Annotated in this window: 20 protein-coding genes, 1 tRNA gene and 1 riboswitch; of the genes, 11 read left to right on the plus strand and 10 right to left on the minus strand. The window is 63.6% G+C overall.

Translation table 11 applies throughout. The features are described 5' to 3' along the window. Nucleotides 1-13: 13 nt before the first annotated feature. The 5 genes from cobO to NKI37_RS02480 all read right to left on the minus strand — a co-directional run bounded on the left by cobO (nucleotide 14) and on the right by NKI37_RS02480 (nucleotide 3,123). The gene (gene cobO, locus NKI37_RS02460) at nucleotides 14-628 is read right to left on the minus strand and encodes a cob(I)yrinic acid a,c-diamide adenosyltransferase (RefSeq protein ID WP_352790934.1); all 615 of its coding nucleotides are present in this window, start codon (nucleotides 626-628) and stop codon (nucleotides 14-16) included. Next, nucleotides 628-1,140 carry a bifunctional adenosylcobinamide kinase/adenosylcobinamide-phosphate guanylyltransferase gene (gene cobU, locus NKI37_RS02465; protein WP_352794357.1) on the minus strand — a complete coding sequence of 171 codons (513 nt, stop codon included), beginning with the start codon at nucleotides 1,138-1,140 and terminating at the stop codon, nucleotides 628-630. The genes cobO and cobU overlap by 1 nt, the downstream gene beginning before the upstream one ends. Next, nucleotides 1,133-1,936 carry a CbtA family protein gene (locus NKI37_RS02470; protein WP_352790938.1) on the minus strand — a complete coding sequence of 268 codons (804 nt, stop codon included), beginning with the start codon at nucleotides 1,934-1,936 and terminating at the stop codon, nucleotides 1,133-1,135. The genes cobU and NKI37_RS02470 overlap by 8 nt, the downstream gene beginning before the upstream one ends. 15 nt (nucleotides 1,937-1,951) lie before the next feature. Continuing rightward, complete coding sequence (locus NKI37_RS02475) at nucleotides 1,952-2,131, minus strand: CbtB domain-containing protein (protein ID WP_023670784.1); 180 nt, start codon at nucleotides 2,129-2,131, stop codon at nucleotides 1,952-1,954. 36 nt (nucleotides 2,132-2,167) lie between these two features. Beyond that, nucleotides 2,168-2,363, minus strand: a riboswitch (cobalamin riboswitch). 67 nt (nucleotides 2,364-2,430) lie between these two features. Then, entirely contained in the window at nucleotides 2,431-3,123 is a 693-nt protein-coding gene (locus tag NKI37_RS02480) for a gamma-glutamylcyclotransferase (RefSeq protein WP_031203234.1), read from the minus strand. A gap of 136 nt (nucleotides 3,124-3,259) precedes the next feature. On the opposite strand from NKI37_RS02480, the gene NKI37_RS02485 reads away from it, so the two are divergent. Continuing rightward, nucleotides 3,260-4,435 carry an aromatic ring-hydroxylating oxygenase subunit alpha gene (locus NKI37_RS02485; RefSeq protein WP_352790940.1) on the plus strand — a complete coding sequence of 392 codons (1,176 nt, stop codon included), beginning with the start codon at nucleotides 3,260-3,262 and terminating at the stop codon, nucleotides 4,433-4,435. Between the two features lie 7 nt (nucleotides 4,436-4,442). On the opposite strand, the gene NKI37_RS02490 is transcribed toward NKI37_RS02485, so the two are convergent. Then, nucleotides 4,443-5,642, minus strand: a complete 1,200-nt coding sequence (locus NKI37_RS02490) for an MFS transporter (protein ID WP_023670787.1) — start codon at nucleotides 5,640-5,642, stop codon at nucleotides 4,443-4,445. A gap of 233 nt (nucleotides 5,643-5,875) precedes the next feature. Between NKI37_RS02490 and NKI37_RS02495 the strand changes: the two genes are divergently transcribed. Then, on the plus strand, nucleotides 5,876-6,886 hold the full coding sequence (locus NKI37_RS02495) for an acetyltransferase domain-containing protein (RefSeq protein ID WP_352521993.1): 1,011 nt from the start codon (nucleotides 5,876-5,878) through the stop codon (nucleotides 6,884-6,886). Next, complete coding sequence (locus NKI37_RS02500) at nucleotides 6,883-7,389, plus strand: methyltransferase family protein (RefSeq protein ID WP_031246111.1); 507 nt, start codon at nucleotides 6,883-6,885, stop codon at nucleotides 7,387-7,389. Before NKI37_RS02495 ends, NKI37_RS02500 begins: the two co-directional genes overlap by 4 nt. 308 nt (nucleotides 7,390-7,697) lie before the next feature. Here NKI37_RS02500 and NKI37_RS02505 read toward each other — a convergent pair whose 3' ends face one another. Together NKI37_RS02505 and mgtE are read right to left on the minus strand one after the other, a co-directional pair. Then, the gene (locus NKI37_RS02505) at nucleotides 7,698-8,084 is read right to left on the minus strand and encodes a MerR family transcriptional regulator (RefSeq protein WP_023685221.1); all 387 of its coding nucleotides are present in this window, start codon (nucleotides 8,082-8,084) and stop codon (nucleotides 7,698-7,700) included. Between the two features lie 158 nt (nucleotides 8,085-8,242). Continuing rightward, entirely contained in the window at nucleotides 8,243-9,661 is a 1,419-nt protein-coding gene (gene mgtE, locus NKI37_RS02510) for a magnesium transporter (protein WP_023690975.1), read from the minus strand. Between the two features lie 267 nt (nucleotides 9,662-9,928). Here mgtE and NKI37_RS02515 point away from each other — a divergent pair, with 267 nt between their 5' ends. The 5 genes from NKI37_RS02515 (at nucleotide 9,929) to sucD (ending at nucleotide 15,147) form a co-directional block, all read left to right on the plus strand. After that, nucleotides 9,929-10,594: a LuxR C-terminal-related transcriptional regulator gene (locus NKI37_RS02515; protein WP_352790943.1), complete on the plus strand. Its 666-nt coding sequence runs from the start codon at nucleotides 9,929-9,931 to the stop codon at nucleotides 10,592-10,594. Nucleotides 10,595-10,740: 146 nt separating this feature from the next. Next, nucleotides 10,741-11,931, plus strand: a complete 1,191-nt coding sequence (locus NKI37_RS02520) for an aminotransferase class V-fold PLP-dependent enzyme (protein ID WP_023731220.1) — start codon at nucleotides 10,741-10,743, stop codon at nucleotides 11,929-11,931. A 10-nt stretch (nucleotides 11,932-11,941) separates the two neighbouring features. Further along, a complete protein-coding gene (locus tag NKI37_RS02525) occupies nucleotides 11,942-12,916 on the plus strand; it encodes an HpcH/HpaI aldolase/citrate lyase family protein (protein WP_023670793.1) in 975 nt (324 codons plus the stop codon). A gap of 18 nt (nucleotides 12,917-12,934) precedes the next feature. Continuing rightward, a complete protein-coding gene (locus NKI37_RS02530) occupies nucleotides 12,935-14,119 on the plus strand; it encodes a malate--CoA ligase subunit beta (protein WP_023739131.1) in 1,185 nt (394 codons plus the stop codon). Nucleotides 14,120-14,247: 128 nt separating this feature from the next. After that, the gene (gene sucD / locus NKI37_RS02535) at nucleotides 14,248-15,147 is read left to right on the plus strand and encodes a succinate--CoA ligase subunit alpha (RefSeq protein ID WP_352499753.1); all 900 of its coding nucleotides are present in this window, start codon (nucleotides 14,248-14,250) and stop codon (nucleotides 15,145-15,147) included. 36 nt (nucleotides 15,148-15,183) lie between these two features. On the opposite strand, the gene NKI37_RS02540 is transcribed toward sucD, so the two are convergent. Then, nucleotides 15,184-16,116, minus strand: a complete 933-nt coding sequence (locus NKI37_RS02540) for a TauD/TfdA dioxygenase family protein (protein ID WP_352790946.1) — start codon at nucleotides 16,114-16,116, stop codon at nucleotides 15,184-15,186. 401 nt (nucleotides 16,117-16,517) lie between these two features. Between NKI37_RS02540 and NKI37_RS02545 the strand changes: the two genes are divergently transcribed. After that, nucleotides 16,518-17,597, plus strand: a complete 1,080-nt coding sequence (locus NKI37_RS02545; protein ID WP_023685214.1) for a sensor histidine kinase — start codon at nucleotides 16,518-16,520, stop codon at nucleotides 17,595-17,597. A gap of 235 nt (nucleotides 17,598-17,832) precedes the next feature. After that, a complete protein-coding gene (locus NKI37_RS02550) occupies nucleotides 17,833-18,066 on the plus strand; it encodes a GcrA family cell cycle regulator (protein ID WP_081726779.1) in 234 nt (77 codons plus the stop codon). A 199-nt stretch (nucleotides 18,067-18,265) separates the two neighbouring features. Here NKI37_RS02550 and NKI37_RS02555 read toward each other — a convergent pair. Then, nucleotides 18,266-18,350: transfer RNA gene (locus NKI37_RS02555), tRNA-Leu, on the minus strand. A 338-nt stretch (nucleotides 18,351-18,688) separates the two neighbouring features. Here NKI37_RS02555 and lipB point away from each other — a divergent pair. Then, entirely contained in the window at nucleotides 18,689-19,432 is a 744-nt protein-coding gene (gene lipB, locus NKI37_RS02560) for a lipoyl(octanoyl) transferase LipB (RefSeq protein ID WP_023670798.1), read from the plus strand. Nucleotides 19,433-19,443 lie beyond the last annotated feature (11 nt).

Raw genomic sequence — 19,443 nt, forward strand, 5'->3', positions numbered from 1 at the left:
CGAAGTTAGACCTTCAAAACTCGATCCCTTGCTGCGCTTTCACGCCCGCCGAAAAGTGATGTTTCGTCACGCCCATCTCCGTCACCAGATCCGCCGCCTCGACCAGCGCCGGCTTGGCGTTGCGGCCGGTGACGACGACATGCAAGCCTTCGCGCCGCGCCTTCAGCCCCGCCACCACTTTGTCGAGATCGAGATAGTCGTAGCGCAGCGCGATGTTCAGTTCGTCGAGCACAACCAGGTTGATCGAGGGATCGGCGATTAGCTCCAGCGCCTTGGCCCAGGCCGCTTCGGCCGCGGCGATGTCGCGCTTCAGATCCTGCGTTTCCCAGGTAAACCCCTCGCCCATCGCGTGCCAGACGACACGGTCGCCGAATGCCGCGAAAGCATCCTTTTCACCGGTGTGCCATTTGCCCTTGATGAACTGGACGATGCCGACGCGCTTGCCGTAGCCGAGCATGCGCAGCGCCAGCCCGAAGGCGGCGGTGGTCTTGCCCTTGCCGGGGCCGGTGTTGACGATCAGCAGCCCCTTCTCGACCGTCTTTTCCGCGACCTCGGCGTCCTGCACCGCCTTGCGCTTGGCCATCTTGGCGCGATGGCGTTCCTCGTCTTTTGCGTCAATATCGGTCATTATTTCACCTTGAGCGGCAGCCCCGCCACCATCAGAAGCACCATATCAGCTACCGCCGCGACCTGCTGGTTGAGCCGGCCGGCGGCATCGCGGAACCGGCGTGCCAGCGCATTGTCGGGCACGATGCCTTGTCCGACTTCGTTGGAGACCACGAACCACGGTCCGCGCGGCCGCGACAGCACGTCGGCCAGCCGCAGGCACTCCCCCTCCAGATCATGATCGGCCAGCATATGATTGGTCAGCCACAGCGTCAGGCAATCGACGAGCACCGGCTGGTTGTCCGGCAAGGCTTCGAGCGCGCCGGCAAGATCGAGCGGCGCATCGATGGCCGCCCATCCCTCGCCGCGGCGCGAGCGGTGCTGCGCGATGCGCTCGCGCATTTCGCCGTCATAGGCTTGCGCGGTGGCGATATAGGCCCATGGCGGCGGCAACGCCGTCGCCAAAGTTTCGGCATGCGCGCTCTTTCCGGAGCGCGCACCGCCGATGATGAAGGTCAAACTGCGATCAGGCAAAGCTGTCGCGCAGGCTGGTCGCGGTGCCGGTGAAGCGCGAGTGCACTATGCCGACAACTGCGCCGAGCACCAGCCAGAACACCAGATTGGTCAGCGTCACCGCCACCACGAACTGATGATGCAGGCCCTCCGGGATCGGCGTTACGAAACTGTCAGGCTGCGGCGCGCCGACAATATGCGGGGCGACGATCAGGAGGACGGCGAGCACGGTCAGGGGCGCCGACGTGCGGAAGGTAATAAGGGCAAGGCCGATCGCGGTTGCCATCACCGTTGCCCACCACCAGATCTGGCGCTGCATGAGATCGGCTGCCGGCATTGCCGGCAGTTCCGGCGGCAGGCCGAGTCCCGGCGCCAGCGTGAACACGGCAAAGCCCGCCAGACCCCAGAACACGCCCTGGCGCCAGCTGCCGATGCCGCCGGCGAACTCGGAAACCGCCACCAGGACCAGCGCGAAGCCGATGCCGGTGACGATATTGGCGACGACACTGAAGGCGAAACGCTCGAAGCCGTCGGCCGGCGCCCAGCCTTCGTCCTCCGCCGGCGCGGCTGCTTCAGCCGGTGCTGCGCTGCTCACCGCATTTTCCGCCGGCGCGGCGGTGCTCATGGCATCGGTGTCCGCAGCGTTGGCGGCGGGCGCCGCGGCATGCTGATGCTCATGGCCGCCACCAGCCTTTTCGTAGACCTCGGCCTTGAGGATCAGCGGCACGGTGGCGTAGGCCTGCATGCAGGCGAGAGCGACACCCGCCACGAGCCCTGCGATCGCCGCGATGAACACGACGTTGCGAAACAGGTTCATGATGTCAGATCCTCGTCAGTGGCAGGGAAACGCCATCGAATGGCGATAGTCGTGCGCCGCATTGTGGACCGCATCGATATGCGAGAAACCGACAACGCCGACGACGAAAATGCCCAGAAACGCGCTAAGCACGAGCTGCATGAAGCGCGACTGCGAGGAGACGGAAGCGCCGAGGGAGACGGAAGCGGTATTCATATCTTGTCCTTTCGCCCTCCACCCGAGGGCATCGAAGTCAGTTCCCTGTCGCCGGCAGGTCTCCTGGCTCGCGGATCAGCGCCCTTCCCCACCTTCCCGAGGAAAAAATCCTCAGTGGCTTGGAGAGGACTACCGCACACAGTTGCGGGGGCAGCCACGGCATTGGGCAACAAGTCAGCCCTCACCGCATTCCCTCTTGGTCCCTAACGGAACCGACGACATGCATGACTATAGGCTGAAACGGCCGCATCCGGCAAACCAAATTCCGCCGGCCAACAGCGCGAATGCGCCATGCGGCGTTACGGGTTCAACGCGGTGATCCGCTCGGCAACCAGCCGCTGCAGCCGCCACAGATGGCGATCGTGAATGCCGCGCTCTTCAAGGTTTTTCACCGTGTTGTAGAGATAGTCGGCGCCCGACCCCCAGTGCCCGCAGGACGTTGCCAGCCTTTCGACGACCTTGCCCTCGTCGAGCGGCCCTGAATAGGTCAGGCCGTTGCGGTTGATGACGAAGGCCAATGCCCTGAGCGGTCCGGCCTCGCTTGCAAGCTTCAGCATGCGCGGCCGGTAGCTTGTCGGCTTCAGCGTGACTTCGCGCCGGAAAAGCCGGCCCAACTGCCCGCGCCGGTTACTTTCGGTCAGCCGGAAGGCGACGCCCTTGCATTGTCCGCCACGGTCCAGCGCCATCATCAGGCCGGGGCTGTCCTTGGTGCCGCGCCAGCGCGTCATGTTCATGCAAAAGGACCGATGCCAGCCGCGCGCCAGCGCAACGCGGTCCTCGACATAATCTATTTCCGGTTTCCAGATCAGCGATCCATAGCCGAACAGCCATAGCGGTTCGCTATCCGGGAGTTCGACCTGCAATTCATCCAGCAGCGCGTCATAGTCGGCGTCATCGAGATGCATCGCGTCCGGATCCGGCCCGGGGTCCCTGATCTCGCGCCAGCAGCGCGCGACCAGCTCCGGCGTAAGCGACATCTGTCGTGCGGCCACTTTCCGAATCCCCCCAATTTCCGAATGTCCCATGTCCACGACATGATTATGCGCCGCGCCTGCAACCGGCAATGCGGCACTCTGATTGACAAACGATTTGCCGGGGTGTCGGCTGACGCTTCATAGGAAGCCAGCCATGCATCCCAGCCCGAGCGAGCGCGACCCCTATAACGGCCTGAGCCGGGCCGAACCGACGCTACCGTCGTCGGCCTATTGGGATAGCGAGGCTTACCAGCGCGATCTCGACGCCATCTGGCACAAAAGCTGGCTGCTCGTCTGCCGCGAGGCCGACCTCGCCCAGCCGCTGGCGTTCAGGACATTCCGCGTCGGCACGCAGGAAATCGTCATTCTGCGGGACGAGACCGGCGAGTTGCGCGCCTTCCACAACACCTGCCGGCATCGCGGCTCGCAGCTTTGCCAGGAAAGCGAGGGCCGGCTGAAAGCGCGGCTCATCACTTGCCCTTACCATGCCTGGTCCTACTCGCTGCGCGGCGATCTCGTGCGCGTTCCCTCGAAATCGCTGCCAGATGGTTTCGACAAGGCAGATCATCCGCTCTACCGGGTGGCGCTGTCGGTGTGGCGCGGCTTTGTCTTTGTGAACCTTCAGCAGGCTGCGGCCGGCTCCGCCGGGACCTCCTTCGATCCCGCATCCGGCGACCTCGCCAACTGGCCGCTGGAAACGCTGGTATCAGGGCATGTCCTGCGCAAGGTGATGAACTGCAACTGGAAGATCTTCTGGGAGAACTTCAACGAGTGCCTGCATTGCCCGGGCGTCCACAAGGACCTGTCTCGGCTGGTGCCGATATACGGCCGCGGCCTGATGAGCCGGCACGACGACCCCGACTGGGTCCGCCATGCCGACAATGACGCGCCGGAGTTTTCGGGTGGCCTGCGCGCCGGCGCCGAGACCTGGTCGCGCGACGGACATGCCCATGGCCCGGTCTTACCGGGCCTGACGCCAGCCGAGCGTGCGGCCGGACAGACCTATGCCACCAGCCTGCCCTCGATGTTCATCGTCGGCCATGTCGATTATGTCAGGACGGTGCGACTGATGCCGCTCGGTCCCGAACAGACCGAACTCACCGCCGAATGGCTGTTCGCGCCCGAGGCGCTGGCTGAGACGGACATCGACAATGTCGTCGCCTTCGGCACCCAGGTGCTGGAGGAGGATGCCGCGATCTGCGAGATCAATCAGAAAGGCCTGCGCTCGATGCGCCACCAGGCCGGCGTGCTGATGCCGGAGGAGTACGATCTGCACCGCTTCCACAACTGGGTGCGCGAGCGGCATGCAGCGCTTGAGGCAACCGCCTGATCGGCGACTAAAGCGACTTCGGCAGATAGCGCCAGGTGATAAAGCCGCAAACCGCGGCCAGAATGCCCAGCGTCACGAACACCGAGCCGAGGCCGAAAAACGCCAGCACCACCGAATAAACCAGCGGCGGCGTCAGTTCGGAAAAGTCGAGATAGGTGCGGTAGACCGCGGCCATCTGCGCCCGCTCATAGGACCGCACCGAGCGCATGAAGGCGGTCGAGCCCAGTGCATCGAGCGCGATGGTGAAGAAGGCGCCGCAGAGCAGGAAAAAGCCCGTAAGCAGCGGCGCGGTAGTGCCGACCGCGCCCGCCGCAAGCAGCGTCGCCGACATCGCGAAATAGGCGAAGGTCATGGTGCGCCGGCCGCCGAAGCGTTTTCCCGCTTTGCCCCAGAAGATCGCCATGAACAACAGCGCATTGCCGGCCGAAACCAGCAGGCCGCCGGCAAGCTTGCCCTCGCCGGTAATCACCATGAACAGCGGCCCGTAGACGAAGAACGTCGTCCAGAAGCAGGAGCGGCCGAAGGCGATCAGCCAGGCCAGCCTGAGCCTGGGTTGTGCTACGAAGCGGCCGATATTGGCCAGCGGATTGGCCGGCCGTGTCTTGCCCGGCCGGATCGACCGGTTGTCGCCCAGCCTGTAGGTCCAGAACAGCGCCAGCAAGGCCAACGCAAACACCGCGACCGCGCCATGCGCGGCATAGATGCCGTAGCGTGTGTAGAGGAAGATGCCGAGTGTCGGCCCGCCGGTCCAGGCCAGCATCGACCACGCCATGCGCAGCGATTCGGCCTGCATGAAATCGGTCTTGCGGATGTGGTCCATGATGTAGAGGTTGAGCGTGATCGACAGGGCGCTCGCCCCCATGACGCGGCACAGCATGCCTGTCAGTTGCCCGGCAAGCGTGTGGGTGACGAAGAACAGAGAGCCTATCGCCAGCAGGCAGGCGCCGGCGGTATAGACCCAGCGCCGGGCAAACCTGCGGATCAACATCGGCATGAACAAGGTCATCGACAGGCCGAGCAGCGCCACGATGGTGTAGAGGATCGAGACGATCTGCTCGTTGTGCAGAATCTCATAAGCCTGGATCGGGATGACGCTCGATACCGTGGCGCGGGCGAAGGATTCGACCGCATAGAGCGAGGCAAAGGTGCGGGCATCCGCCGGACGCAGGGCCGGAAGCCAGATCGGATGGCGCACATGGGTGGACATTTGATCCCCAAATCAGACTCGCGGCGTCAAATCTGCGCTGGCGCTTCCTCCGCCGGTAACAGGAAACCGACCCCTTCCCGGCAAAAAGCGAATTCGGCCAAAGGCTTTCCGGCTCTGGCCTAAAGCGCCGCCCGATGCAGCCGCACGGCGCGACCCGGAGCGTAGAGGGCGGCCTTCTTTTGTCCGGTGCAACCGTGATAGTCGTCTTTGGGGCTGAATCAGATCGCGAGACCATGAGCATCCATACCGCACCCCCTGGAGATCAACTGAAGCGAGATCAACCGAAGCGCATCGTCGCCATCGATGTCGTACGCGGCATCGCGCTGATCGCCATGGCGAGCTACCACTTCACCTGGGATCTCGAAAATTTCCACTACACCGATCCCGGCCTCACCGCCGTCGGCTGGTGGAAGATCTATGCGCGCTGCATCGCCTCGACCTTCCTGTTCCTGGTCGGCGTCAGCCTGTTTCTCGCGCATGGCAGGCAGATCCGCTGGACCGGCTTCTGGAAACGCTTTGCCATGGTCGCCGTCGCGGCCGCCGCTATATCGGCGGTCACGTACTTCATCACGCCGGACAGCTTCATCTTCTTCGGCATCCTGCACGAGATCGCGCTGGCCAGCCTGCTCGGCCTTTTGTTCTTGCGGCTGCCGTCCTTGCTGACGCTTGTCGTGGCGGCGGTGGTGATCGCCGGGCCGATCTATTTCCGATCCGAAGCCTTCGATCATCCGGCGCTGTGGTGGGTCGGCCTGTCGGCGATCAACCCGCGCTCCAACGATTACGTGCCGCTGTTTCCCTGGTTCGGCGCCGTGCTTCTCGGCATCGCCGCGGCAAAGTTTGCGTCCACCACCGGCCTGCTGGCGCGGCTGGCCACGCTGGGATCGGGAAGCTGGACCAGGCCGCTCACCTTCATCGGCCGCCACAGCCTGGCTTTCTACCTGATTCACCAGCCGCTGCTGTTCGGCTGCGTCTGGCTGTTCTCGCAGATCGCGCCGGCGCCGGTCGAGACACGGGAAGTGGTCTTCCTCAAGGAATGCCAGGTATCCTGCGAACAGCAGCGCGACACGGAGTTCTGCACCAGCTATTGTGTGTGCATGCTGGACACGCTGCAAAGCGAAGCGGCATTCGACCGGCTCTACAATGGTGACCAGACCCCGGAGTTCAAAGCGCATCTCGGTGAACTCGCCGGCATCTGCACCGCAAGGACGGAGGAGAGTCCGATGACGCAGGGAGGGCAACAATGACCGACAAGCTAGCAAAACCCGGGCTGGCAAAACCCGATCTACCGAGACCACGGCTGATCCCGTGGCCGCCGCTGATCTACATCGCCGCCATCGCCATCAGCATCGTGCTCGGCCTGTTCTATCCCCTGCCCTGGATCGGCGACCTCTTGGGCGACCTTTTGTTTGCCGCCGGCTTTGTGGTGCTGTTTGCCGTCGCAGCCCTCTGGTTCACCGCTATCCGCACCATGATCCGGGCCAAAACGACGATGAACCCCAATGGCGTGCCGGAGCATCTGGTGACGTCTGGCCCGTTCGGCATCACGCGCAACCCGATGTATCTGGCCAACACGCTGCTTTTGATCGGCGTCGCCTTCGTCTCGGGGATCGTATGGTTCCTGCCGCTGGCCCTGATCGCGGCTTTTGCAACGCAGAAGGTCGCCATCGAGAGCGAGGAGAAGGTGCTGTTCGCCAAATTCGGCAAGAAGTACCGCGACTATGCGAAGCGGGTCAGGCGCTGGATCTGAGGCGGGTGTGATCGCTGGCAGGGTTCGCATGCCTTGGCGACTAGCCGAAACGCCCATCTCTTCGTCATCCACGGGCGAAGCAAGGAGCGTAGCGGCGCAGCGCAGACCCGAGGATCCATGCCGCGACGTACAGGCGTTGCCACGTCCAGAATTCTGCACCGCTGCACTCCACGGCCAATGTCACGGAATGGATTCTAGGGTCTCCGCGACGGAGCCTCGCTCCTGCTTCGCCCTAGAATGACGAAGTGTGGAAGGGCTCCGCTAATCGCGAACGTTTGCGACGGGCGCGCAAACGCTCGACGATCCGCTCAGGTATTTACCCCCAACTCCACCAGCCGCTCGACGCAAGACTCCTCCGCCTGGTCGAGCTCCGCCAGCGTCTCCTCGAGATCGCGGCGCTTCTGGCGCAAATCCTCGCGCTTTTCCTCGATGCGCTTGATCATCAGGTTGAGTTGACCGACCTCGCCGGGCGGTTCCTTGTACATCTGGATGATTTCGCGGATCTCGTTGATCGAGAAGCCGAGCCGTTTTCCGCGCATGATCTGACGGATCAGATGCCGGTCAGATGGGCGAAACAGCCTTGTGCGGCCCCGCCGGACCGGTTGCACCAGCCCCTCGTCCTCATAGAAGCGCAGCGTCCGCGTCGACACGTCGAATTCGCGGGTCAGTTCGGTGATCGAGTAATATTCCCGCATCTTTGCTCCAAATGTCGGAACATCGGAAAACGCCCGGTCGCCCGGGATTTCCAACGCATTCCGATCAACCCCGTTCCAAGCCGGACTCGGCATGAAACCCCGCGCAAGCCTCGCACCACATTTACGTAAAAGTCAATTGAACCCGCAACGCCTCTTTCTCAAGGGATAGCGAACCACCAGGTGGCCAGCCCGAGGAAGGCAAAGAAGCCAACGACGTCGGTGACCGTAGTGACGAAAACCGCCGACGCCACCGCCGGGTCGATCTTGAACCGGTCGAGCAATAGCGGGATCAGGATACCGGCAAGGGCTGCCACGAACATATTGATGATCATCGCCGCCGCTATGATGCCGCCCAGATTGGGATCGCGGAACCAGACGGCCGCGACGATGCCGATCAGCACGGCGAAGATGATGCCGTTGATGGAACCCACGCCCATTTCGCGGCGGATGATGCGGCCGGCATTGTAGATGTCGAGATCCCTGGTCGCCAGCGCGCGTACCGTGACGGTCATGGTCTGCGAACCGGCATTGCCGCCCATGCCGGCCACGATCGGCATCAGCACGGCCAGTGCCACAATGTGCTCGATGGTGCGGTCGAACAGGCCGATCACCGATGCCGCCAGGAACGCCGTCAACAGGTTGACCAGCAGCCAGGGCACGCGCGAGCGCGAGGTCGAAAGAATGCTGTCGGACAACTCTTCGTCGCCGACGCCGCCCATGCGCAGCAGATCTTCCTCGGCCTCCTGCTGGATGACGTCGACGACGTCGTCGATGGTCAGCACGCCGACCAGCCGCTCGTTCTCGTCGACGACGGCGGCGGACAGAAGATCGTATTGCTCGAAGTCCCGCGCCGCCTCTTCCTGGTCCATGGTGGCCGGAATGGCGTGCCTCGTCTCGTGCATCACGTCTCCGACCTTGGTCGTGCGCTTGGTGCGCAGGATCTGGTCGAGGTCGATGGCGCCGAGCAACTTGAAGCTTGGATCGATGACGAAGATCTGGCTGAAGCGCTCGGGCAGGTTCTTGTCTTCGCGCATGTAGTCGATGGTCTGTCCTATGGTCCAGAACGGCGGCACGGCGACAAACTCGGTCTGCATGCGGCGACCGGCGGTCTCTTCCGGGTAGTCGAGCGAGCGGCGCAGCCTGATCCGCTCGGTGAACGGCAACTGCGACAGGATCTCGTCCTGGTCTTCCTTTTCAAGGTCTTCGAGAATGTAGACCGCGTCGTCGGAATCGAGGTCCTGCATGCCCTGGGCAATTTGCTCATTGGGCATATTGTCGACGATATCGCGGCGGATCGCCTCGTCGACCTCGGTCAGCGACGAGAAGTCGAAATCGGCGCCGAGCAGTTCGACAAGGGCGCGACGCTGTTCGGGGTGCAGGGCCTCCAGCAGATCGCCAAGTTCCGACTGGTGCAGGTCGTCGACTTCGCGCTTCAGCGTCAGCGTATCGCGATCGGCGATCGCCGCCCCGATCTGGGCCAGGAATGATGACAGGACGGCGCCGTCCTCGCCATAGATGTCGGCGTGGGCGTCGTCAGCGGCTTTGGCGCCGGTCGTGTGGTCGTCCTGGCGTTCCACCAGCGGCTCCCGCCATGGGAATTTCGGAAAAGGTGCCTGTCAGGTCTAGCGCGCAACGCACGGGAATATCAAACGAAATGCGCCCCGCCCGGCATATGGGGAGAGAGCGATTTCATCAGGATATGACGCCGCCCAGGATTCAGGCGGCGCGACAGCACATGTCGCTGGGGAAAGAGCACCCCAGCACGGTTGGGGCAGAATTGTCATGATGCAGGTCCAGGCAAAGGCCGGACCCGCCCAGGCGACAACCAGAACAGCCGGAAGCCCTTGAAGATCAGGTCGCAGACGCAGAAGGCAATCGAGGAACGGCGCGTGCGCGTGGTCGTGGCCGAACGCAATCCGCTCGTCATATCGGCGCTGCGCGACATGCTGGACTGCGACGGGCGCTTCGATCTCAGGGCCTGCGTGCAAAGCGGCAGCCATTTTCTGGAATTGGCAGCCGAAGCGGAATTCGACGTCGCCGTTATCGGCTGGAAGCTCTCCGACATGGACGGCGCCGATGTGCTGGCCGAGGTTCACAGCCGCAAGCTCGGCGTGCGCATCGCGGTGTTTTCCAACGACCACGACATCGGCATCCTGAAGCAGTGCGTGCGGCTCGGCGCCCAGGGCTACTGCTTCCAGTTCGACGATCCGGCGATCATCTTCGAGACCATCCTGGCCGTCGCGCATGGCCGCATCTGCATCCCCTACATCGACATCAATAAGGTCAACGACACACCCTTGTCGCTGCTCACCGTGCGCGAGCGCGAGCTGCTGGCGGTGCTGTCCGACGGCTGGACCAATCTGCAGATCGCGACGCGCACCGGGATTTCGGAGAACACGGTGAAATACCACCTCAAGAACCTCTACGACAAGCTCGACGTCCGCAACCGGGCGATGGCCGTCGCGCTCTACGCGCGCGAGCGGCGTACCCAGAAGCAGCCGTTCGGGTAGGAAAGCGATGAGCCGCGGGTAGGTCACCCGGGTAGGCAACCCCCACCCGCGCGCGGCAAGATGTTACCTCTTGAGGTGTTGTTGCCATTAGCCGTCGAAACGAAACTCCCCATCACCGCTTTGCTGGATCAGGAGGAGTTCGCGACATGGCCGGTTTCACCCATCTTTTCATTCCCGGACCGACCAACATTCCCGAACAGGTCCGCCAGGCGATGAACCTGCCGATGGAGGACATGCGTGCAGCATCCTTCCCCGATCTCACGCTACCGCTGTTCGAAGACATCAAGACGGTGTTCAAGAACGAGACCGGCCGCGTCTTCATCTATCCCTCCTCCGGCACCGGCGCCTGGGAAGCGGCGATGACCAATGTGCTCAGCCCCGGTGACCGCGTGCTGATGTCGCGCTTCGGCCAGTTCTCGCATCTGTGGGTCGACATGGCCGAACGGCTCGGCTTCGAGGTCGATGTCATCGACTGCGAATGGGGAACCGGCGTGCCGCTCGAGCTCTATGCCGAGCGGCTCAGGGCCGACAAGGCGCACCGCATCAAGGCAGTCTTCTGCACCCAAAACGAGACCGCGACCGGCGTGACCAGCGACGTCGCCGGCTGCCGCGCCGCGCTCGATGACGCCAACCACCCTGCTTTGCTCTTCGTCGACGGCGTCTCGTCGATCGGCTCGATCGACTTTCGCCAGGAGGAATGGGGCGTCGATTGCGCGGTCAGCGGCTCGCAGAAGGGTTTCATGCTGCCCGCCGGCCTCGGTTTCCTCTCCGTCAGCAAGAAGGCGCTGGTGGCCTCGCGGAGCGCCACCCACCGCCGCTGTTTCTTCTCCTTCGAAGATATGATCCGCGCCAACGACGCCGGCTATTTCCCTTATACGCCGGCTACTCAGCTGCTGCGCGGCCTGCGCGCCTCGCTCGACCTGATCGCCGAGGAAGGGCTGGAAAACATCTTCGCCCGTCACCATCGCCTCGCCGAAGGCGTGCGCAAGGCGGTCGACGCCTGGGGCCTGAAGCTCTGCGCCAAGACGCCTAAATGGCACTCCGACACCGTCAGCGCCATCCTGGTGCCGGACGGCGTCGACAGCGGCGATGTGGTCAAGCGCGCCTACCAGAAATACCAGACCGCGCTCGGCGGCGGCCTCAACAAGGTGATCGGCAAGGTCTTCCGCATCGGCCATCTCGGCTGGCTGAACGAGGTGATGGTGCTGGCCTCGCTCTCGGCCGCCGAAATGGCGCTGCTCGACTGCGGCGTACGGCTGGCGCCCGGCTCCGGCGTCGGCGCCGCCATCCAGCACTTCCGCGCCTCGGCCGCCGTGCCGGTCGCCGAAGCCGCCTGAGGAGCCGACAATGAGCCACACCATCAACCACCTCAAGAAATTACGGCTGCAGCGCAGCGAGCTGGCGGTTCCAGGCTCCAGCCCGGAAATGATCGACAAGGCGGCCAACAGCGCCGCCGACTTCATCTTCCTCGACATCGAGGATGCGGTCGCCCCGCCCGACAAGGAACGCGCCCGCAAGAACATCATCCAGGCGCTCAACGACATCGACTGGCGCGCCAAGGGCAAGACCGTCTCGGTGCGCATCAACGGCCTCGACACGCACTACATGTACCGCGACGTGGTTGACGTCATGGAGCAGGCCGGTGACCGGCTGGACACCATTTTGGTGCCGAAGGTCGGCGTGCCGGCCGACCTCTACATGGTCGAGGCCATGGTCAACCAGATCGAGATGGCAAAGGGTTTCAGGACCCGCGTCGGCCTCGAAGCGCTGATCGAGACCGCGCTCGGCATGGCCAATGTCGAGGCGATTGCCGCGACACCCGGCCGGCTGGAAGCCATGCATTTCGGCGTCGCCGACTATGCGGCAAGCTGCAAGGCGCGCACGGTCAACATTGGCGGCCTCAACCCCGACTATCCCGGCGATCAGTGGCATTTCGCTCTGTCGCGCATGACCGTCGCCTGCCGCGCCTATGGCTTGCGCGCCATTGACGGGCCGTTCGGCGACTTCTCCGATCCGGAGGGCTACATCGCTGGCGCCAGGCGCGCGGCGGCGCTGGGCATCGAAGGCAAGTGGGCGATCCACCCCTCGCAGATCGCGCTTGCCAACGACGTCTTCTCTCCACCGGAAAAAGAGGTCACCCGCGCCCGGCGCATCCTCGAAGTGCTGAAGGAGGCGGAGGCGCAGGGCAAGGGAGCGGCCGCACTCGACGGCAAGATGATCGACGCAGCGTCGGAACGCATGGCGCGCAATGTTCTGGTGGTCAACGAGGCAATCGAACGGGCCAGCCAATTCTCTAGCGAGCCGCGCGTCGCCACGCATTGACTGTTCAGGGAGGACAAAATGGACATCCACGAATATCAGGCCAAGGAACTGCTGGCACGCCACGGCGTGCATGTGCCGCGCGGCGGGCTGGCCTACAGCCCCGAGCAGGCGACCTACAGGGCCCGCGAGATCGGCGGCGCCAAATGGGTGCTGAAGGCGCAGGTGCATTCCGGCGCCCGCGGCAAGGCCGGCGGCATCAAACTGTGCGCCAATGACGAGGAGATTTCCAGCGCGGCCGAGGGCATGCTCGGCCGCAAGCTGGTGACACAGCAGACCGACCCGCGCGGCAAGCTGATTTCGCGCCTGTATCTCGAGGAAGCCGTCGATATCGCGCAGGAGCTCTATGTCGGCTTCGTGCTCGACCGCAAGGAAGAGCGCGTCATGATCGTGGCGTCCGCTGCCGGCGGCATGGAGATCGAGGACATCGTCGAGAAGGCACCGAACTCCATCCTGCGCACATCGGTCGATCCCGGCGTCGGCATGCAGCGTTTCCAGGCGCGCGAGATCGCCTTCGGGCTCGGCCTCGACCACAATCTGATCGGCAAGGCGACCGAAACCATCTTCGCCTGCTATCAGGTGTTCCGCGACTACGACGCCTCGATGCTGGAGATCAATCCGCTGGTGGTGACCCGCGACGGCAATCTGATCGCGCTCGACGCCAAAATGTCGTTCGACGAGAACGCGTTGTTCCGCCGGCCGGAAATCTCCGAGCTGCGCGACAAAAGCCAGGAAGATCCGCGCGAAACTTTTGCCAGCGACCGTGGCCTCTCCTATGTCGGCCTCGACGGCAACATCGGCTGCATCATCAATGGCGCAGGGCTCGCCATGGCGACCATGGACATGATCAAGATCGCCGGCGGCGAACCGGCCAACTTCCTCGACATCGGTGGCGGCGCCTCGCCGGAGCGGGTGGCGAAATCCTTCCGCGCCGTGCTCGGCGACAAGAATGTCGAGACCATCCTGGTCAACATCTTTGCCGGCATCAACCGCTGCGACTGGGTCGCCGAAGGCGTCATCAAGGCGATCCGCGAGGTCGGCGTCAACGTGCCGCTGGTGGTCCGTCTCTCCGGCACCAGGGCCGAGGAAGGCCGCCGCATCCTGGCTGATTCCGGCGAGGCGGTGATCGTTGCCGGCACGCTTGCAGAAGCCGCCGAAAAAGCCGTCGCCGCATGGCGCTCGGCCACCAAGAAAAAAGCAGCCTAGAGCCGGATGATTTCAGGTCGAATCGACCTGAAATCTGAATCCGTCTCTAAAATCAACCAGATGGAGCATGATGTCGTCCGAAAACCGCTTCACACTTTTCGGCATCATGCTCTAGGGAGGTCCAGAAAATGGCAATCCTGCTCAACCGCAGCACCCGCGTCATCGTCCAGGGGTTCACCGGCAAGATCGGCAGCTTCCATGCCGACGACATGAAACGCTATGGCACCAAGCTGGTCGGCGGCGTCACCCCCGGCAAAGGCGGCCAGAAGCATCTCGGCCTGCCTGTCTTCAACACGGTCAAGGGCGCGGTGCGCGAGACCCGCGCCGAGGCCAGCATCGTCTTCGTGCCGCCGCCCTTTGCCGCCGATTCGATCATGGAAGCGGCGGACGCCGGCATTAAACTCTGCGTCTGCATCACCGACGGCATCCCGTCGCAGGACATGATGCAGGTCAAGCGCTACATGCTGCGCTACCGCTACGAGGACCGCATGCGGCTGATCGGCCCGAACTGCGCCGGCGTCATCACGCCCGGACAGGCGCTGATGGGCATCATGCCCGGCAGCATCTACCTCCCCGGCCGCGTCGGCATTGTCGGCCGCTCGGGAACCCTGGGTTACGAGGCGGCGTCGCAGATGAAGTCGCTCGGCATCGGCGTCTCGACCAGCGTCGGCATCGGCGGCGACCCGATCAACGGCTCCTCCTTCAAGGACGTGCTGAAACTGTTCGAACAGGATGACGACACCGACGCCGTGGTGATGATCGGCGAGATCGGCGGACCGCAGGAAGCCGAAGCCGCGATCTGGGCGCGCGACAACATGAGGAAGCCGCTCATCGCGTACATCGCCGGCCTCTCCGCCCCGAAAGGCCGCCGCATGGGCCACGCCGGCGCCATCATCTCGGCCTTCGGCGAGTCTGCGCAGGAAAAGGTCGAAATCCTGAAAGACGCCGGGGTGATCATCGTGCCGACGCCGTCCTCGTTCGGCGAGGTGGTGGCGGATACGCTTGCGGGGATGAAGAAGGCGGCGTGACAGCAGCCCCCGAGTCCGACTGCGCCAGCCCGAACCTCAGGCAGCCTTGTCGGCTGCCGGCTTCGCGACCTTGGTGCGGGTGGCGCTGCGGCGGCCGTCGACGCTGACCGGAACGTCGCCGTCGACCGTGGCGCGACGCACCACCCGGTGCTGGTCGCCGTAATCGTTGACGGCGTAGTGCTGCGTCGCGCGGTTATCCCAGATCGCCACATCGCCGGCCTTCCAGCGCCAGCGCACGGTGTTCTCCGGCGCCGTGACATAGGACTGGAACACCTCGTAGAGCTTCGCCGAATCGCTTTTGGAAAGACCGATCAGCCGTTGCACGAAATTGCCGAGCAGCAGCGAGCGCTCGCCTGTTTCGGGATGGACGCGGACAACGGGATGCTCGGTCTCGTAGATCGTCGAGGTGAAGATTTCCTCGAAGTGCTTCTTTTCCGCAGCACTCGCACGCGGCCGCACCGCGGCGTAATCGTAGGCGTTGCTGTGAACCGCCCAAAGATTGTCGGCGAGCAGCTTCAACGGCTCGGGCAGATCCTGATAGGCGGCCGCGGTGTTCGACCAGATGGTGTCGCCGCCGGCCGGCGGTATGACGACGCCGCGAAGAACGGAGAATTTCGGATAGGCGTCGACGAAGGTGACATCGGTGTGCCATTGGTCGGCGCGACCGCCGCCACGGCTGGAATCGAGTTCGAGAATGGACGCCGTTCCCTTGACGGGACCTTGGGTCGGATGCGGGACGAGGTCGCCGAGACGCTGGGCAAAGCGCTCCTGCCCGGCATCGTCGAGATGCGCCTGGTCGCGGAAGAACACCACCTTGTGCCGCAACAGGATCTGGTTGATCGCCGCGACCGTCTGCTGCGGCAGATCGCCGGAGAGCCGTATGTTCCTGATCTCTGCGCCGACGCGTCCGGTAAGAGGGACGATATCGGCATCCGGGATGATCTGCTCTACGGGGGTAAGTCTGGTCATGGGAACCTCTGTCCTCTAAGGCCGCGGGGCTGGTGGCAATGCTCCGCCGTCTGCCGGCCGCATAGCGATCGGCGGAGCAACTCCCTCATCGAGAGCCGACTTGCCTGGTAACGAGAGCACTGATCTCAACTCAGGAGGCGAAGGCCGCCAAGGCTGGTGAGCAGTACCGAGATCCCATTCAAAGCGTAATTCTACAAATTCCATAGACATTTCTTTTCAAAGTTCGGCGGCCCTGAGAAAAATGCCTTCTGTCCAGTTCGTTCGTGAGCGGCAGGCGGTGGAGCGCTGCGCGACGCGGCCCGCACCAGTAGTGACGCTGTCGTATCCCCTTCGATATTGGAGATGGCGGGTGAATTGCATGCCTGATATTGATGGCTTCCACGCATCACGCAGGCGCCGAGATGACAGACTCCGATAAGGCTGACGCTGTCGAGCAATTGCTCGATACGCCTGACCTCGCCACCGCGCTGGAAAGCGACCAGTTCAAGAAATTTCTCGACCAGATGCCGATCGCGATCGCCGTCTCGGAATTGATCGCGAAGGAGCGTGTCGTCTACGCCAATCCCGAATTCGAGAAGCTCTCGGACCTCAAGGCGCCGAAGCTTGCGCGGGAAAACTGGGCGGCCCTTTCCGGCAGGGGGCTTCATCGGCAGAAGGACAGGCCGCTCGCCGAGGCTGTCGTTGAAGACACCGATTTCGTCGGCACATTTCGCCTCGAGCGCGGCGAGGACAAGCCGGCAATCGTCGACGTTTATTCCAACGTTATCGAGGACGACAACGGCAAGCTCTGCTTCCGGCTGGTGGCGCTTGTCGACGTCACGGCACACGGTGAGACCGAGGACGCGCGACCCGCGGAGGAGCTCATCCGGGAGAAGGACACCCTGTTGCGCGAACTGCAGCATCGGGTGAAAAACAATCTGCAGATGATCACCGCTTTGATCCGGATGGAAACCCGCAACGCCACCGAACCGGACCAGAAGCGTTTCGAAAGGCTTGCCGGCCGGGTAGACGCATTGGCAATCCTCTACCAGACATTGTCGGCTGACCAGCAGAAGGATGAGGTGGATCTTGGCGTGTATCTTAGCCAGATCGCGTCCGCCGTCATGGCGTCGCACGCAGTCGAAGGTATCCGCCTCGACCTTAAGGTGGATACCTATCCGGTATCCATCAACGTTGCCATGCCGACAGGCCTGGTCGTCAATGAGTTGCTGACCAACGCTCTCAAACATGCATTCGTCGGGCGCGATGGCGGCACGATCACGCTGCACAGCGTCGTCAGCGGCGATGGTTGCCGGGTGACTGTCGCCGATGATGGGATCGGTCTGCCGACGGGTGAGACCTGGCCCAGGCCAGGCAAGCTCGGCTCTTTGATCGCGCGGTCGCTGACCGAAAATGCCAAGGCGCAATTCGACGTCAAGTCGAGTGCCGGCGAGGGAACCAGGGTCACCATCGTCTTCAAGCGATCGGCGGCGACGGACTGAGGCTATGCAACGGCGCGCCGGCAAATCCCGGCCGGACAGGTGCTTCGGGCGCTCGCGGGTGTGGCCTTAAGTCGCAAACGATTTGGCTGCAGAAGCGGGGCGCCGGGCTTCTTTGACGGTGCGATAAGCACCATATGTGGTCCACAGCCCTCCAAAACGAGAGAAGCTCGCTCCGGCGGGTCGCACCGCGGCCGTCAGCCGGCAATGGCTATGAACCAGGAAATTGAAAACCATCATGCATGAAAATATCAGACCAGCGTCTAGAGACGTCCCCCTCATTCAGCTAGGCCTCAACCAGTGCCGCTTCCCGGTGAGCGAAGACCGCTCGGTACCCGGTGGCTACCGTTTTTGTGCCGGGCCGACGTCGCCGGATCGCGTCTATTGCGATCACCACCACACCGTCGTGACGGCCGTTGACCCTCGTCGAGCCCGTCCGGGTCTCCATTTCCCTCAACGACGCGCCGCTTAGGTCACCCACATCCCCTGCCCGCCACCGCCAAAGCCGGGGACTCGGGTGCAGGAGGCTGGCCGGTGCGAGCCAAGCGGCGTTCGCGTGCGGCTCTGCGACCTCTTGTTGCAACTCTGCTGCGGCCGGTTCAAGCGCCAAAGGCGATGATTTGGCGTCGACGGCCTGAGAAGTCGCAATGATTTCAATGGCCGAAAAATTATGGTGCGGTCGAGAAGACTCGAACTTCCACGGGTTGCCCCACAGCGACCTCAACGCTGCGCGTCTACCAATTCCGCCACGACCGCCCGTGGTAGGAGCCGGAACGAACCGGCTCGCGGCGTGTAGCAAATCGTTTCCGGCGAAACAAGGGCGCGGCGCGCAATAATCGCCGCGAATTGGCATATCGGCCTCTACAGCGCCGCGCGTCCTGTGGGACGCGCAAAGGACGCAGCAGCACTTTGATTTGGCGCATGATCCTTTCCGAAGATCGTTCCTATCTTCGGGGTCGTGCGCGAAGGCCGAAATGCGTGGCGAACTGGACGTTTCAGCCGGATACCGCCATATGAAGGGCAAATGCATTTGGCCCCAGAGCGCAAGGCGGTTTCGCCAAGCCGGCGTGCATCACGCGAAAAACGAAAAAGCCATGACCGAACGCAGCCAGATCGCCACGTCGTTCCTGCCCTTGCCCGGATCAGCGCCGGTCGAATGGCGCATCGAGCCTGGCCTGACCGGCTACACCGATGCGCTGGCCCTGATGGAAGCGCGCGCCGAGGCGATCCGCACGGGTGCGGCCGCCGAGATGGTCTGGCTGGTCGAGCATCCGCCGCTTTACACCGCCGGCACCAGCGCCCGCATCGAGGACTTGATCGACCCCGACCGTTTCCCGGTCTTTGCCGCCGGACGCGGCGGCGAATACACCTATCACGGGCCGGGGCAGCGGGTTGCCTATGTCATGCTTGACCTGAAGCGCCGGCGCGAGGATGTGCGCGCCTTCGTCGCCGCGCTCGAGCAGTGGATCATCGGCACGCTTGCCGCCTTCAATGTACGCGGCGAACGCCGCGAGGACCGCGTCGGAGTCTGGGTGGTGCGGCCCGAGCGCCCGTCCCTGCCCGACGGCTCGCCGGCTGAAGACAAGATCGCGGCCATCGGCATCCGGCTGCGGCGCTGGGTGAGCTTTCATGGCATTGCCGTCAATGTCGAGCCGGATCTCAGCCATTTCAGCGGCATCGTGCCATGCGGCGTGCCGGATCACGGCGTCACCAGCCTCGTCGACCTCGGCCTGCCCGTGACCATGGGCGATTTCGACCTGGCGCTGAAATCCGCCTTCGAGGATGTTTTCGGGGCAGCGGAGTCAACTTCTGCAGAACCGGCTCGCAAGGCCGGCTGAGTCTCGCCTCG

It is taken from the genome of Mesorhizobium sp. M0626 (genome assembly GCF_040320665.1).
Classification (GTDB): domain Bacteria; phylum Pseudomonadota; class Alphaproteobacteria; order Rhizobiales; family Rhizobiaceae; genus Mesorhizobium.

What these genes read in the sequence shown, in the direction of transcription:
- cobO (WP_352790934.1), bottom strand. Translation starts at nt 628, where the DNA reads ATGACCGATATTGACGCAAAAGACGAGGAACGCCATCGCGCCAAGATG.
- NKI37_RS02470 (WP_352790938.1), bottom strand. Translation starts at nt 1,936, where the DNA reads ATGAACCTGTTTCGCAACGTCGTGTTCATCGCGGCGATCGCAGGGCTC.
- NKI37_RS02475 (WP_023670784.1), bottom strand. Translation starts at nt 2,131, where the DNA reads ATGAATACCGCTTCCGTCTCCCTCGGCGCTTCCGTCTCCTCGCAGTCG.
- NKI37_RS02485 (WP_352790940.1), top strand. Translation starts at nt 3,260, where the DNA reads ATGCATCCCAGCCCGAGCGAGCGCGACCCCTATAACGGCCTGAGCCGG.
- NKI37_RS02490 (WP_023670787.1), bottom strand. Translation starts at nt 5,642, where the DNA reads ATGTCCACCCATGTGCGCCATCCGATCTGGCTTCCGGCCCTGCGTCCG.
- NKI37_RS02495 (WP_352521993.1), top strand. Translation starts at nt 5,876, where the DNA reads ATGAGCATCCATACCGCACCCCCTGGAGATCAACTGAAGCGAGATCAA.
- NKI37_RS02500 (WP_031246111.1), top strand. Translation starts at nt 6,883, where the DNA reads ATGACCGACAAGCTAGCAAAACCCGGGCTGGCAAAACCCGATCTACCG.
- NKI37_RS02505 (WP_023685221.1), bottom strand. Translation starts at nt 8,084, where the DNA reads ATGCGGGAATATTACTCGATCACCGAACTGACCCGCGAATTCGACGTG.
- NKI37_RS02520 (WP_023731220.1), top strand. Translation starts at nt 10,741, where the DNA reads ATGGCCGGTTTCACCCATCTTTTCATTCCCGGACCGACCAACATTCCC.
- NKI37_RS02525 (WP_023670793.1), top strand. Translation starts at nt 11,942, where the DNA reads ATGAGCCACACCATCAACCACCTCAAGAAATTACGGCTGCAGCGCAGC.
- NKI37_RS02530 (WP_023739131.1), top strand. Translation starts at nt 12,935, where the DNA reads ATGGACATCCACGAATATCAGGCCAAGGAACTGCTGGCACGCCACGGC.
- sucD (WP_352499753.1), top strand. Translation starts at nt 14,248, where the DNA reads ATGGCAATCCTGCTCAACCGCAGCACCCGCGTCATCGTCCAGGGGTTC.
- NKI37_RS02540 (WP_352790946.1), bottom strand. Translation starts at nt 16,116, where the DNA reads ATGACCAGACTTACCCCCGTAGAGCAGATCATCCCGGATGCCGATATC.
- NKI37_RS02545 (WP_023685214.1), top strand. Translation starts at nt 16,518, where the DNA reads ATGACAGACTCCGATAAGGCTGACGCTGTCGAGCAATTGCTCGATACG.
- NKI37_RS02550 (WP_081726779.1), top strand. Translation starts at nt 17,833, where the DNA reads ATGCATGAAAATATCAGACCAGCGTCTAGAGACGTCCCCCTCATTCAG.
- lipB (WP_023670798.1), top strand. Translation starts at nt 18,689, where the DNA reads ATGACCGAACGCAGCCAGATCGCCACGTCGTTCCTGCCCTTGCCCGGA.